The organism is Janthinobacterium aquaticum (assembly GCF_009208565.1).
Classification (GTDB): domain Bacteria; phylum Pseudomonadota; class Gammaproteobacteria; order Burkholderiales; family Burkholderiaceae_D; genus Janthinobacterium.
This window is the reverse complement of record NZ_WFLK01000018.1, coordinates 1-13,178: the sequence shown is the minus strand read 5'-3', so window position 1 is coordinate 13,178 and position 13,178 is coordinate 1. Positions and strand designations below refer to the sequence as shown.

Here is a 13,178-nt window from a genome sequence, read left to right as displayed (position 1 = left end):
GCCATGAAAGTGCTGGTGTTTCATATCGGGAACGACCGCTACGGCCTGCCGCTGGCCGATATCGTGCGCGTGCTGCCGCTGCTGCAACTGAAGCAGCTGCCGCTGACGCCGGACTACGTGGCCGGCCTGATGGACCTGCACGGCGCGCACGTGCCGGTGATCGACCTGTCGCGCCTGGCCGGCCTGGCGCCGGCCGCGACCCAGTTCGACACGCGCATCGTGGTGGTCAACTACCGGCCCGCCGGCGGCGCCAGCCACGCGCTGGGCCTGATGGCCTCGCGCGTGCGCGGCATCGAACAGATCGACCCAGCCAGGCTGACTGACAGCGGCGTGCTGAGCGCACCCTTCCTGGGCCAGGTCGCCAGCGGCAGCGAAGGCACGCTGCAGCTGTTGCAGCTGCAGCAGTTGCTGTCGCCCGAGGTGCGCGCACTGCTGTTTCCGGCCGGGAGCGCGCCATGATGGCGCAGGCGCTGCTGCGGCGCGTGACCGGACTGACGGTGTCGAAGTCGATGGCCGAGCGCGCCGTGCGCCAGCGCATGGAACTGACCGGCGTGGCCGACAGCGTGGCCTACCTGGACACCATGACACCGGCTGAAATGACGCAGCTGGTCGAACTGGTGGTGGTGCCCGAATCGTGGCTGTTTCGCGACCCGCAGGCGTTTTACGCCACGGTCGAACTGGTGCGCGAGCGCTGGGCGCGCGGCAGGCTTACGCGCATTGCCTCGATCCCCTGCGCTGGCGGCGAAGAGCCGTATTCGATGGCGATGGCGCTGCGCGATGGCGGCGTGCCGTCGCAGGCGTTCAGTATCGACGCCTATGACCTGAGCCCGGCCTGCATCGAGCGCGCGCAGGCAGGCATCTATGGCCGCAACGCCTTTCGCGCGCAGGACATGGCGTTTCGCGAACGCTATTTCACGCCCCTGCCCAACGGCGCGTATCGGATCGACGACGCGCTGCGCACGCAGATCACCTTCAGGCAGGGCAATTTGCTGCAACTGGACGCCGGCGCCCTGCCTCAGCCCTACGATGTGCTGTTCTGCCGCAACCTGCTGATTTATTTCGACAAGCCGACCACCCGCGCGGCGATTGAAAAACTCTCTTCGCTGCTGGCCGACGACGGCATGCTGCTGGCCGGCTACGCCGAGGTGCCCTCGTTCTGCCAGCACGGCTTTGCGCCGCTGCAGTACCGCCAGGCGTTTGCACTGAAAAAAGGCGGCGCGGCCAATGCACCCTTGCCCATCGTGGAGCCAGTGGCTTCACCGCGCCCCCTGGCGCCCGCGCTGCGCAGCGTGCCGCGCCCGTTGACGAACAGCACGCCAGCGCCACCGCGCGCGCGCGCGCCGGCCGTGCCGCCTTCAGCGCCCAAGCCGGCAAGCGCCCAGCCGGCCGACCTGCTGGCCCAGGCGCGCCTGCTGGCCGACCGTGGCCAGCTGCGCGAAGCGGGCGACCTGTGCCACGCGCACCTGGCGCGCCATCCCGACGACGCCGAAGCGTATTTCATGCTGGGCATGATCAACGAACTGGCCGGCAAGATGGACCTGGCCGAAGACTACTGGCGCCGCTGCATCTACCTGCGGCCCGACCACTATGAAGCGCTGTGCCATTTGTCGCTGCTGGCCGAACGCAACGGCAATCACACGGCTGCCGCGACCCTGAAGGCGCGCGCCGCGCGCGTCTACCAGCGCCGCCAGGCCGAGGTCTGACATGCGGAGCGATAGCCTATGAACAGCCTTCCCCTCAATCCCGAGCGCGACAGCATCGACGACTGCTGGAACGTGATCGGCGTAGCCGGCGACCAGAGCTGCGCGCGACTGCGCGAGCATATCCATTGCCGCAATTGCGAGGTGTATGCCGATGCCGCCCAGCGCAACCTGCAGCGCCCGCTCGACGCCGATTACCAGCAGGCGTGGGCCAGCCACTTCCGTGCAGTGGCCGACAACGGCGGGCAGCACGACAGCTCGGCGCTGGTGTTTCGCATCGGCCGCGAATGGCTGGCGCTGCCCACCAGGGTCTTTGTGTCTGTCGCGCCGCAGGTGCGCCCGCACGTGCTGCCGCATCGCAGCGGACGTGGCCTGCTGGGCATCGTCAATATCGCCGGCAAGCTCTATCCCTGCATGTCGCTGGCCCAGCTGCTGGGCATCGACGAACAGGGCGCGCCGCCCGCCAAGGGACGCCACACGTTTGCGCGCCTGCTGCTCCTGTGCTGGGAAGACCAGGCCTATGCGCTGCCGGTGGCCGACCTGCACGGCATCGTGCGCTATGCGTCAAGCACCATGCAGGTGCCGGCAGCGACCATCAACAAGGGCCTGTCGCGCTATCTGTCGGGCGTGATTACCGAGGGCGAGCTGCGCATCGGCTGCCTCGACACGGCGCTGATCGGCTTTCAACTTGCGAGGCTATTACGATGAGCCAGGACCAGCTCGGCGACCTGAGCGGATTTTCGATGCTCGAGCTGTTCCGCATGGAAGCGGACAGCCAGACCCATATCCTGACCGACGGCCTGCTGGCGCTCGAACGCCGCGCCGGCGATGCGGGCGCCATCGAGGCGATGATGCGCGCGGCGCACTCGATCAAGGGTGCGGCCGCCATCGTCGGCCTGCAGGTGGTGGTGCAACTGGCGCACGGCATGGAAGACGCCTTTGTCGCCGCCCAGCATGGCCGCCTCAAGCTCACGCCGGAGCGGGTCGATGTGCTGCTGTCGGGGGTGGACCTGATCGTGCAGGTGTCGCGCCTCGATGACGCCAGTGCCGAAGGCTGGCTGGCCGCCAATGGTGGGCAGATCAAGCAGACGCTGTCCGCCATCGAAGGCATAGCCGAGCTGCCCGAATTGCCTGCGCTGCCGCCCTTGCCGTCCTCGCCAGCGACGGCAGCGACCGGGCCTGCCGCCGCACCGGCCAGCGGAACAGGCAGCAGCCTGCCGCCCGATATCCTGGCCGCGCTGGCTGGCGAAATGCAGGCCGAACTGGCTGGCGAAGCTGCCAACGTCGCGCCTGAAACAAGCGAAGCGGCGCCGGCCACGCCACGCGCCAGTGCCGCCGCGCCAGCCAAGGCTGCACAGAACTTCGACCGCCTGCTGTCGCTGGCCAGCGAGTCGCGCATCAATGCGCACCAGATGCATCCGTTTATCGGCGCGCTGCAGCGTTTCAAGCGCAACCAGAGCAATCTGTTTGCCGCCGTCGAACAGCTGCACGAGGCCATCTCGCGCTCTGGCGATCCGGGACTGATGGAAAAGTCCTTGCTGGCGCTACAGAAAACCCAGCCACTGAAACAATTCGTGCTCGAGCACATGGCCGACATGGAGGCCTATGAGCGGCGCCTGCTGGCCGTCTCGCAGGGCATGGTCGACGAGGTGCTGGCGCTACGCATGCGGCCGTTTCGCGACGGCATCCATGCGTTTCCACGCATGGTGCGCGACCTGGCGCGCAGCCTGGGCAAGGAGGCGCAACTGGTGATCGAAGGCGAAGAGACGCTGGTCGACCGCGATATCCTGGCGAAAATCGAAAGCCCGCTCAACCATATGCTGCGCAATGCGCTCGACCATGGCATGGAAGGCCCGTACGAGCGGCTCGATGCGGGCAAGCCGGCCATGGGCACCATCCGCATGGAGGCGCGCCACCGCGCCGGCATGCTCAGCATTGAAATCAGCGACGACGGGCGCGGCGTCGACCTGGAAAAAATCCGCCAGTCGGTCGTCCAGCGCAAGATGGCCAGCCCGGCCATGGCCGCGGCGCTGTCGGGCGGCGAACTGCTTGAATTCCTGTTCCTGCCCGCCTTCAGCCTGAAGGAAAAAGCCAACGAGCTGTCCGGGCGCGGGGTCGGGCTCGATATCGTGCACGAGACCATCCGCCAGCAGAACGGCACGGTGCGCCTGGAGTCCGAACCGGGGCGCGGCTTTCGCGCGCTGATCACGCTGCCGCTGACGCAGTCGATCGTGCGCGCCCTGGTCATCACCATCCAGGGCGAGGCCTATGCGATTCCCATCGTCAAGGTGGAAAGCGTGCTGCGGGTGCCGCAGGCGGCCATTCACACGCTGGAAAACAAGCAGTTTTTCGAACTCAAGGGCGAGCATCTGGGGCTGGTCTCGGCCGCGCAGGTGCTCGAACTGGGCAGCACCGAGGCCAGCGGCGACGACCTGCCGGTGGTGGTGATCGGACGCGGCAAGCAAAGCTATGCGCTGGTGGTCGACGCTATCCGCGGCGAGCAAAGCCTGGCGGTGCAGGCCATCGATCCGATTTTCGGCAAGATGCGCGATATCTCGGCCGCCGCCCTGCTCGACGACGGCGAACCGGTACTGATACTCGATGTGCCCGATTTGCTGCTGTCGATCGACAAGCTGCTGCACGAAGGCAGCCTGCAGCAGCTGGCGCAGAGCCAGCTGGCCGAGCGGCGCCGCGTCAAGCGCATCCTGGTGGTCGACGACTCGCTGACGGTGCGCGAAATGGAGCGCAAGCTGCTGCTGGGCCGCGGCTTTGAAGTCGATGTGGCCATCGACGGCATCGACGGCTGGAACGTGGTGCGCAGCGGCGAGTATGACCTCGTCATTACCGACGTCGACATGCCGCGCATGGACGGCATCGAACTGGTCACGCTGATCAAGAAGGATCTGCACCTGCACAAGCTGCCGGTGATGATCGTGTCCTACAAGGATCGCCAGGAAGACCGCGCGCGCGGCCTGTCCGCCGGCGCCGATTACTACCTGACCAAAGGCAGCTTCCACGACGAGACCTTGCTCGACGCGGTGGCCGACCTGATTGGAGACGCCCGCTTATGAGGCTCACTGGATGAAGATTGCAATTGTGAATGATGTTGCCATGGCGGCCGAAGCGCTGCGCCGCGTGGTGGCCAGCACCCAGGAGCACCAGGTGCTGTGGATCGCCCGTACCGGCGTCGAGGCAGTACGCATGAGCCTGGACAACCGGCCCGACCTGATCCTGATGGACCTGAACATGCCGGAAATGGACGGCGTGGAAGCGACGCGCCAGATCATGGAGCACTGCCCGTGCGCCATCCTGGTGGTGACCGGCCAGCCACAGGACAATGTCAACCAGGTGTTTCGCGCGCTGGGCGCCGGCGCGCTCGATGTGACCGCCACGCCTGTGCTGCAGGGCAAGCCCGGTGGCGACAGCGAACTGCTGGCCAAGATCAAGACCATCGGCAAGCTGATACGCCATAGCGCCGAGGCAACGCCGCTGCGCAGCGCCGCACCGGCCGAACGCAGCGAGGCGCAGGTCAGCACGCTGGTGGCCATCGGCGCGTCCACCGGCGGACCATCGGCGGTGGCCAGGGTGCTGTCAGGCTGGACGCCGCCGCCCGGCTGCGCGATCGTGGTGGTGCAGCATATCGATGAAACCTTCGCCTCGCACTTCGCCAAATGGCTCGACGACCAGCTCAGCATGCCGGTGCGCGTGATTGCCGACGGCGACGAGCTGGTGCCGGGCACGGTGTTGATCGCCCGGACCAACGATCATTTGTTGCTAGATCAAAACTATCGTTTGCGGTACGATGCAGCACCGCGCGACTATGTATACCGTCCTTCGGTCGATGTGTTTTTCCATTGCGTGGCCCAGCATTGGCGTGCCGATGCGGTCGGCATCTTGCTGACAGGTATGGGCCGCGACGGTGGCGAAGGCCTGCTGGCCATGCGCCGCGCCGGCAAGACCACCATCGCGCAGGACCAGGCCAGCAGCGCCGTCTACGGCATGCCACGCGCAGCAGCAGAGCTCGATGCCGCACAACAAATCCTGCCGCTCGACAAAATAGGCGCGAGTTTGCGCAACCGCCTTGGCGCAAAACTCAACAGTGGGTGGGAACCCGCCACCAATCTTTGAAAAGAATGCAATGCCCGAATTTTCTTCCCGTTTTCCAGCCCACGAAGCTGCATTAACTGAATTTAAGGTCAGCGTATTGCTGGTGGACGACCAGCTGATCATCGCCGAGGCTATCCGCCGCATGATGGGTGACCAGCAGGATATCGAGTTTCACTACGTGACCGACCCCAGGCTGGCGCTCGATACGGCCGTGCGCATGCAGCCCACCGTGATCCTGCAGGATCTGGTATTGCCCGAGACCGATGGTTTTGCGCTGATCAAGCAGTACCGCGAACACGAAGCGCTGGCCCATGTGCCGGTGATTGTGTTGTCGGCGCGCGACGATCCGAAACTGAAAGCGTACAGCTTTGCCGTGGGCGCCAACGACTATGTGGTGAAATTGCCGGACAAGCTGGAATTGCTGGCGCGCATACGCTATCACTCGAACGCCCATATCAGCCGGCTGCAGCGCGACCAGGCGTTCCGTTTCCTGCGCGAAAGCCAGAAAAACCTGGCCGAAGCCAATATCGAACTGCAGAAGCTGGCTGCGCTCGACGGCCTGACCGGGATTGCCAACCGCCGCCGCTTCGACGATACGCTGCAGGGCGAATGGCAGCGCGGCCAGCGCGACAAGGAACCGCTGAGCCTGCTGTTCTGCGATATTGACAACTTTAAAAAATACAATGACCACTTTGGCCACCTGGCCGGCGACCTGTGCCTGAAAAAAGTGGCGGCCGTGCTGACCGAGCACCTGAAGCGCCCGGCCGACCTGGCGGCGCGCTATGGCGGCGAAGAATTTGCCCTGATCCTGCCGGAAACAGATACGACCGGTGCCATGCAGATTGCCGAAGCCTGCCGTTGCCATCTGGAAAACTTGCAGATCGACCATCCTGAGTCCGCGAAGGGCATCGTCACCATCTCGATCGGCGTGGCCACCGTCGTGCCTTCGCCGGCATCGACCATGGAACAATTGATCAACCGCGCCGACCAGGCCCTGTACACGGTCAAGCGCAACGGACGCAATCGCGTGCTCAATGCAGACGAACTGCAGGACCAAGTTTTTTAACCGCAAGAAAGGCAAGCATGAGTACCAGCATCAACGCCAGCGCACAGCTGGACAATGTCAGCGTTGTCAAGAAAGCCAATATCTATTTTGACGGCAAGTGCATTTCGCACAATGTGATTTTTCCTGATGGCACGAAAAAAAGCGTGGGCGTGATCTTTGCCTCGAACCTGCGCTTCAATACGGGCGCGCCGGAAATCATGGAAATCGTCAGCGGCCTGTGCAAGGTGCGCCTGGCCGATGCCAGCGAATGGCAGAGCATCGGCGCCGGCCAGCAATTTTCGGTGCCAGGCAACAGCTATTTCGATATTGAAACCGTGGAAACGGTCAACTACGTCTGCCACTTCGGCTGAGCCAGCCTGCTAGACAAACACCGGCTCCGGTGACAGCTTCACCCCGTATTTTGCTTCGACATCGGCCGTAATCGCCTCGGCCAGACGAGTAATATCGGCGCCACGAGCGCCGCCGTTATTTACCAGAACCAGCGCCTGTTTGGGGTACACGCCCGCAGGCCCCAGGTTTCTCCCCTTCCAGCCACACTGATCGATCAGCCAGCCCGCCGCCAGCTTGTGCGTGCCGTCCGCCTGCGCATGGTGCACCAGCGCTGGAAACTGCTGCAGCAAGGCCTCGCATTGCGCCTGCGATACGACCGGATTTTTAAAGAAGCTGCCAGCATTGCCGATCACGGCAGGGTCGGGCAGCTTGCGCCGGCGAATCGCCATCACGGTGTCGGCCACCTGCTGCATGGTTGGCTGTTTCTGGTCAGCTTCCAGTTGCTGCTCGGCCACGGCCTGCGCCAGCTCGGCATAGCGCAGGTTCGGGCGCCATTCTGCCGGCAACGCAAACGTCACTTCCAGCACGATCAGTTCGCGTCCCTGGGCTTGCTTGAAAATGCTGTCGCGGTAGCCAAAACGGCAGTCGTCCACATTCATCTCGAAGGTCATGCCGCTGCCGGCATGCATGACGCTCACGCTATGCAGATAATCCTTGATTTCCACGCCATAGGCGCCGATATTCTGGATCGGCGCCGCCCCAACGGTGCCGGGAATCAGCGACAGGTTTTCCAGGCCGCCCACGCCTTGGGCCAGCGTCCATTGCACGAAATCATGCCAGTTCTCGCCGGCGGCGGCGGTTACCAGCACGGTGTCGAGGCTGGCCTGCGCCAGGCGCATGCCGCGCGTGGCCATATGCAGCACCACGCCGGAAAAATCGCCGGTCAGCACGATATTGCTGCCGCCGCCCAGCACCAGGCGCGGCATGGCGGCAAGGTCGGGGTCTTGCAATGCTGACAGGAGTTGCGCGGTGGAACTGATACGCAGATAAGCGGCGGCCCTGGCGTCGATGCCGAAGGTATTGAGGTGCCGGAGGCTGTAATTGTGTTCGATGGTGAGCTCGTCAGACAGGAAATCGGAAATATTTTGCTCGATTATAGAGCGAAAGCGACAAAAAACCATCTTCCGACAAGGGTGGCCAGCCCGTTGTCCGTTAAAATGTCGCATCTATAATTACGCCCGCACCCAGCGCCACATCAGGCTTTCATGCCGATGGCGCCGAGCGTGTGCTCGCTTTAACAAGAAATGAAAGGAACAGACCATGCCGTCATTTGACGTAGTCTCCGAAGCCGATATGATCGAAGTGAAAAATGCGGTGGAACAGTCCAACAAGGAAATTTCGACCCGCTTTGACTTCAAGGGCAGCGACGCCCGCGTCGAGCACAAGGAAAACGAACTGACCGCCTTTGCCGATTCCGAATTCCAGCTCAGCCAGGTACGCGACGTGCTGACCAATAAGCTGACCAAGCGCAAGGTCGACGTACGCTTCCTCGACGAAGGCGATATCAAGAAGATCGGCGGCGACAAGGTCAAGCAGGTCATCAAGATCAAGAATGGTATCGAGACCGACGACGCGAAGAAGATCGTGCGCGTGATCAAGGACAGCAAGATGAAGGTGCAGGCCAGCATCCAGGGCGAATCGGTGCGCGTGACCGGCGCCAAGCGCGACGACCTGCAGGCCGCCATGGCCATGCTGCGCAAGGATGTGCCCGACATGCCGCTGGAATTTAATAATTTCCGCGATTAAGCACAACCAAGTTTACATTTGAACAATCATGTGCACCCCGTTTTGCCCGCCTGCTTGGGGTAGAATCGGGGCAATGCGCAGCCAGATGCGCGCGTCTGGCCCAGTGATAACCACGGTAGTCTAAGGATAGCAATGAAATGTGTTGATGATTTCCGCCTGCGCTTTGGCAAAAAAGAGTATGTGCCCATCATGATAGGCGGAATGGGTGTGGATATTTCCACGTCGGAGCTGGCGCTCGAAGCGGCGCGGCTGAACGGTATCGGCCATATTTCCGATGCCATGGTGGAAGACGTGTCGGATCGCCGTTTCGACACCACCTTTGTCAAAGACAAAACCAAACTGTACAAATTCAACATCAACAACAGCGACAAGGCTGTGGTGCAGTTCGACCTGGGCCGCCTGGCCGAAGCCCAGCGCCGCCATATCGGCGCCACCATGGAAGCGAAAAAAGGCGATGGCCTGATTTTCGTCAACTGCATGGAAAAGCTGACCATGAACGGTCCGCGCGAAACGCTGCGCGTGCGCCTGAACGCGGCGCTCGACGCCGGTATCGACGGCATCACCCTGTCGGCTGGCCTGCACTTCGGCTCGTTTGCGTTGATGGCCGACCATCCACGTTTCCGTGACGCCAAGCTGGGCATTATCGTCTCGTCTGTGCGCGCACTGCAGATTTTCCTGCGCAAGAACGCCAAGCTCGACCGCCTGCCCGACTTCGTGATCGTCGAAGGCCCGCTGGCCGGCGGCCACCTGGGCTTTGGCATGGACTGGGCCAATTACGACCTGCACGTGATTACCGCTGAAATCCTGGCGTACCTGAAGGCCGAGCAGCTCGATATTCCGCTGATCGCCGCCGGCGGCATCTTTACCGGCAGCGACGCCGTGTCCTTCCTGGAAGCGGGCGCTGCCGGCGTACAGGTCGCCACGCGCTTTACCGTCACGAACGAATGCGGCCTGCCGCACAAGGTCAAGCAAGAATACTACCGCGCGTCAGAAGAAGACATTATCGTCAATGGCGTCTCGCCGACCGGCTACCCGATGCGCATGCTGAAAAACACGCCAGCCATCGGCGCCGGTATCCGTCCGGGCTGCGAGTCGTACGGCTATCTGCTCGACGCCACTGGCAACTGCGCCTACATCAATTCGTATAACCGCGAAGTGGCGGCCCATCCGGAACTGAAGACGGTGTCGGTGATGGACAAGACCTGTCTGTGCACGCATATGCGCAACTTCAACTGCTGGACCTGCGGCCACTACACGTATCGCCTGAAGGACACCACGCACAAGCTCGACAATGGCGAATACCAGATCCTGTCAGCCGAGCACGTGTTCAAGGACTACCAGTTCAGCGTCGACAACCAGATCGCCTTGCCGGAAAAAGAAACCGTGGCCTGAGTCAGCATAGCCCGGATATAAAAAATGGCGCAGCCTGCATGGGCTGCGCCATTTTTTTATGCTGGCAGCAACGCCGCCAGAGTGCGCTCGATCTGCTCGAAGCGTGGCCGCTGCAACGGCGGCCCCGCCAGGCAGGCCGCGCTTAAGGTCTTAACCTCCGGCAACGATGCTGCACAGCGCTGCAGCAATTCTTCCAGCAAGATGCCGAAAGCGCGCGTCTCGAAGCCCTGTATCACTGGTGTGGCAGCAGCATCGAGAGCATGCAACGAAGCGGCACCGAAATCGCTGAGCAGGCAGGCGCCGTCCGGCCGATACAGGATATTGTGCGCATACAGGTCACCATGCACGATGCCATGCGCATGCAGCTGATGCACGGCTGAAGCGATGCCATGCGAAATAGCCAGCACCTGCTGGCCGCTGAAGCTGGCATCGGCGCGATAGATATCGCGCGTACACGACGCCAGGCTGGGCGGCCCTGCCAGGTTACCATAGGCCGCATCGATCAGCGGCATCACCAGTCCAGGCGCCCCCTGTGGGTGAGCACTTACCGTACCGAGTACCGCCATCATATTGGGGTGGCTACCGGCGCTGACGCAGGCCGCCATCTCGCTGCCAGGCAGGCCATCGCTGGTCATCTCGCCCTTGAAGACCTTGACCGCCACCGATTGGCCATCGAGCGTTGCCTGCGAAATCACGCCAGAGGCGCCCTCTCCCAGCTGTTGACCCAGCTGCATCCGATCCCAGGCAATCTGCGGCAAACTGGCGGCATCGAGCGCAGCGGCTTCACGTTCCTGGCTAAACGGATTGCCGGCGCAGGCAAGCCAGCTCAGATGCGGTAGCTGCTCCAGCCACGCTGGCAGCGATGGCAGGCGATTGGCGGCGATACGCAGCAGTTCGAGTTGCTGGCAATGCACCAGCGTCTCCGGCAGCGCACTCAAGCGATTTCCGGCAAGCATCAGCTTTTGCAGATGCGCGCAATGGCCTATTTCTTCCGGTAGGTGCTCGATCGCGTTGTCCGTCAGGGTCAGCCAGCGCAGTTTGGGCGGCAACGCTGCGGCCGGTACAGTGCGTATCTGGCAGGCCTTGAAGCCGATCATGCGCAGCTCGGCGCAGGAGCCAAGTACCGCCGGCAGTTCGGTAAAAGGATTATTGGAGCAAAAGATAATGCGCAGCTTGTGCAGGCGCGGCAAATCATCGGGCAACGTGCTCAGTTTGTTGTTCGACAGATCGAGGATCTCCAGCGTATCGGCGAGATCGAAAATCTCGGCTGGAAATTGGGTCAGGCCACAGGACAATTGCAAGCGCTGCACGCCTTTCAATTGTCCGGCGCGCAATTGTTCCACGGTAGCGGTCACGGCACACTTTCAAAATCAGTCAAGGCGGCAGTGTAGCAGCCCGCTACAGGAAACGTCCGCCTTTGCCTGACAGGATTTTTTTCACGCCATCTGCCAGCACGGCCAGCATCAGGGCGCAGATGGCAACCATCAGCAGCAAGTGATAATTGCCGCCGCTATCGGCAAACAGATAGGAGTAGCCATACCCTGCCAGCGCCTGGAAAGAAGCAAAGACGGTGGTGGCACGGCTCCACGCTGCATTTTGTGCTGCGGCATCGCTAGCCAACATATGGTGCAAGCGGCCCAGCGTAATCGGAACGATACCAGGCGGAAAAGTGCCGACCACGAAGGTTGCGACAATCAGCACCAGATGTTGCTGCGACAGCAGCATCACGCCGAGTGCCACCGCCTGCAGCCACAGCACCAGGTGGGTGGTTGGTGCCGGACCGATACGGTCGGCCAGTGCGCCATAGAGCATGGGACCCGCCATCGCACCGACGCCATACACGATCCAGAACAATGAGGCCTGATGTGCCCCAAGGCCCAGGCCGCGAGCAACATAATCGACCAGAAACACCATCATCGGTACCAGCGCTACGGCCATCAGCGCATACTGCACGAACAGGATATTGAGCGAGACGGCAGCATCTTTTTGCAGCACTGTCTTGTGGGTAGCGGAAACAGCCTTGCCAGTTGGCAGCGTGTGAGGCCAGAACGTCCAGCTGACCAGGCTGAGCAACAGTGACAAGGCGCCCAGGCCCAGCCAGGTGGTACGCAAGCCCGAATGCATCAGTAACGGCACCAGCGTACCCGACGCGGCCACACCTACGCCGATGCCCAGAAAAATCGCACCTCCGGCAATCCCCTTGCGGTTGACCGGAATATGCGGCAAAACGGTCGACGCCACCAGTACCATAATGCTGCCGCCAGCCAGACCCGACAGGAATCGCCAGACAAAAAACCAGCTGACCGACAGCGGAAAGGCACAGGCAAAAAATGCTGCCGATGCCAGCAGCATCATCAAGCGCAGCACCGTACTGGCACTGACATGCCTGGCCAGCGGACGGCCCATCAGCGCGCCGACAAGATAGCCCATCAGATTGGCGGCGCCCAGATAGATCACGTCAGACACGGAAAACCAGTGCGCTTCGATCAGCGAAGGAATCAGCGGCGTATAGGCAAAGCGCGCCAGGCCGATACCAACCAGGCTGGCGCACAAACCGCCGGCAATCGCCTTGATGCTGGCGCGCGCAGCAGCTTCATTGGTGGGAAAAGAGCTCGTGTTCATCAATATCCTTGGGGTGCAAACAGGATTAGTGTGACATGTTTGCGGCGCGAGCGGACTGGCCAGAGGGCAAGGCAGAAATTGGTGGCGTGACCCACGGACGAAAAAAAACCCGACCATTTCTGATCGGGTTTTTCTCTACTACGAATAACAAGCCTGACAATAACCTACTTTCACACTGGTTGCAGCACTATCATCGGCGCAAAGTTGTTTCACGG

General features: G+C 62.3%; 13 protein-coding genes. 10 read left to right on the top strand and 3 right to left on the bottom strand.

Annotated elements, in window-relative coordinates:
• Nucleotides 1–15: 15 nt before the first annotated feature.
• Genes GCM43_RS23275 through ppnP form a run of 7 tightly spaced genes read left to right on the top strand, consistent with a single transcriptional unit; the run spans nt 16 to nt 7,223 of the window.
• A complete protein-coding gene (locus GCM43_RS23275) occupies nt 16–459 on the top strand; it encodes a chemotaxis protein CheW (RefSeq protein WP_264372676.1) in 444 nt (147 codons plus the stop codon).
• The gene (locus tag GCM43_RS23270; RefSeq protein WP_152248284.1) at nt 456–1,703 is read left to right on the top strand and encodes a CheR family methyltransferase; all 1,248 of its coding nucleotides are present in this window, start codon (nt 456–458) and stop codon (nt 1,701–1,703) included. The genes GCM43_RS23275 and GCM43_RS23270 overlap by 4 nt, the downstream gene beginning before the upstream one ends.
• 18 nt (nt 1,704–1,721) lie before the next feature.
• A complete protein-coding gene (locus GCM43_RS23265) occupies nt 1,722–2,408 on the top strand; it encodes a chemotaxis protein CheW (RefSeq protein ID WP_152248283.1) in 687 nt (228 codons plus the stop codon).
• On the top strand, nt 2,405–4,771 hold the full coding sequence (locus GCM43_RS23260; protein WP_152248282.1) for a hybrid sensor histidine kinase/response regulator: 2,367 nt from the start codon (nt 2,405–2,407) through the stop codon (nt 4,769–4,771). Before GCM43_RS23265 ends, GCM43_RS23260 begins: the two co-directional genes overlap by 4 nt.
• Nucleotides 4,772–4,781: 10 nt before the next feature.
• Nucleotides 4,782–5,828, top strand: a complete 1,047-nt coding sequence (gene cheB, locus GCM43_RS23255; protein ID WP_152248281.1) for a chemotaxis-specific protein-glutamate methyltransferase CheB — start codon at nt 4,782–4,784, stop codon at nt 5,826–5,828.
• 10 nt (nt 5,829–5,838) lie between these two features.
• Nucleotides 5,839–6,873 (top strand): diguanylate cyclase, encoded by a 1,035-nt coding sequence (locus GCM43_RS23250; RefSeq protein ID WP_152248280.1) that lies wholly within the window; start codon nt 5,839–5,841, stop codon nt 6,871–6,873.
• Nucleotides 6,874–6,890: 17 nt separating this feature from the next.
• The gene (ppnP, locus tag GCM43_RS23245; protein WP_152248279.1) at nt 6,891–7,223 is read left to right on the top strand and encodes a pyrimidine/purine nucleoside phosphorylase; all 333 of its coding nucleotides are present in this window, start codon (nt 6,891–6,893) and stop codon (nt 7,221–7,223) included.
• Between the two features lie 9 nt (nt 7,224–7,232).
• On the opposite strand, the gene murB is transcribed toward ppnP, so the two are convergent.
• On the bottom strand, nt 7,233–8,324 hold the full coding sequence (gene murB / locus GCM43_RS23240) for a UDP-N-acetylmuramate dehydrogenase (RefSeq protein WP_152248278.1): 1,092 nt from the start codon (nt 8,322–8,324) through the stop codon (nt 7,233–7,235).
• A 139-nt stretch (nt 8,325–8,463) separates the two neighbouring features.
• On the opposite strand from murB, the gene GCM43_RS23235 reads away from it, so the two are divergent.
• Together GCM43_RS23235 and GCM43_RS23230 are read left to right on the top strand one after the other, a co-directional pair.
• The gene (locus GCM43_RS23235; RefSeq protein WP_152248277.1) at nt 8,464–8,949 is read left to right on the top strand and encodes a YajQ family cyclic di-GMP-binding protein; all 486 of its coding nucleotides are present in this window, start codon (nt 8,464–8,466) and stop codon (nt 8,947–8,949) included.
• A gap of 132 nt (nt 8,950–9,081) precedes the next feature.
• Complete coding sequence (locus GCM43_RS23230; protein ID WP_152248276.1) at nt 9,082–10,341, top strand: nitronate monooxygenase; 1,260 nt, start codon at nt 9,082–9,084, stop codon at nt 10,339–10,341.
• A gap of 56 nt (nt 10,342–10,397) precedes the next feature.
• Here the strand turns inward: GCM43_RS23230 and GCM43_RS23225 are convergent, their stop codons facing one another.
• Nucleotides 10,398–11,696: a leucine-rich repeat-containing protein kinase family protein gene (locus GCM43_RS23225; protein WP_152248275.1), complete on the bottom strand. Its 1,299-nt coding sequence runs from the start codon at nt 11,694–11,696 to the stop codon at nt 10,398–10,400.
• Between the two features lie 43 nt (nt 11,697–11,739).
• On the bottom strand, nt 11,740–12,963 hold the full coding sequence (locus tag GCM43_RS23220; RefSeq protein ID WP_152248274.1) for a YbfB/YjiJ family MFS transporter: 1,224 nt from the start codon (nt 12,961–12,963) through the stop codon (nt 11,740–11,742).
• A 35-nt stretch (nt 12,964–12,998) separates the two neighbouring features.
• Here GCM43_RS23220 and GCM43_RS26295 point away from each other — a divergent pair.
• Nucleotides 12,999–13,178, top strand: a 180-nt coding sequence (locus tag GCM43_RS26295; protein ID WP_226929637.1) for a hypothetical protein, incomplete at its 3' end; no start/stop codon positions are given.

Excerpts from the sequence above, each read along its gene's own strand:
- GCM43_RS23270 (WP_152248284.1), top strand. The coding sequence starts at position 456 with ATGATGGCGCAGGCGCTGCTGCGGCGCGTGACCGGACTGACGGTGTCG.
- GCM43_RS23265 (WP_152248283.1), top strand. The coding sequence starts at position 1,722 with ATGAACAGCCTTCCCCTCAATCCCGAGCGCGACAGCATCGACGACTGC.
- GCM43_RS23260 (WP_152248282.1), top strand. The coding sequence starts at position 2,405 with ATGAGCCAGGACCAGCTCGGCGACCTGAGCGGATTTTCGATGCTCGAG.
- cheB (WP_152248281.1), top strand. The coding sequence starts at position 4,782 with ATGAAGATTGCAATTGTGAATGATGTTGCCATGGCGGCCGAAGCGCTG.
- GCM43_RS23250 (WP_152248280.1), top strand. The coding sequence starts at position 5,839 with ATGCCCGAATTTTCTTCCCGTTTTCCAGCCCACGAAGCTGCATTAACT.
- ppnP (WP_152248279.1), top strand. The coding sequence starts at position 6,891 with ATGAGTACCAGCATCAACGCCAGCGCACAGCTGGACAATGTCAGCGTT.
- murB (WP_152248278.1), bottom strand. The coding sequence starts at position 8,324 with ATGGTTTTTTGTCGCTTTCGCTCTATAATCGAGCAAAATATTTCCGAT.
- GCM43_RS23235 (WP_152248277.1), top strand. The coding sequence starts at position 8,464 with ATGCCGTCATTTGACGTAGTCTCCGAAGCCGATATGATCGAAGTGAAA.
- GCM43_RS23230 (WP_152248276.1), top strand. The coding sequence starts at position 9,082 with ATGAAATGTGTTGATGATTTCCGCCTGCGCTTTGGCAAAAAAGAGTAT.
- GCM43_RS23220 (WP_152248274.1), bottom strand. The coding sequence starts at position 12,963 with ATGAACACGAGCTCTTTTCCCACCAATGAAGCTGCTGCGCGCGCCAGC.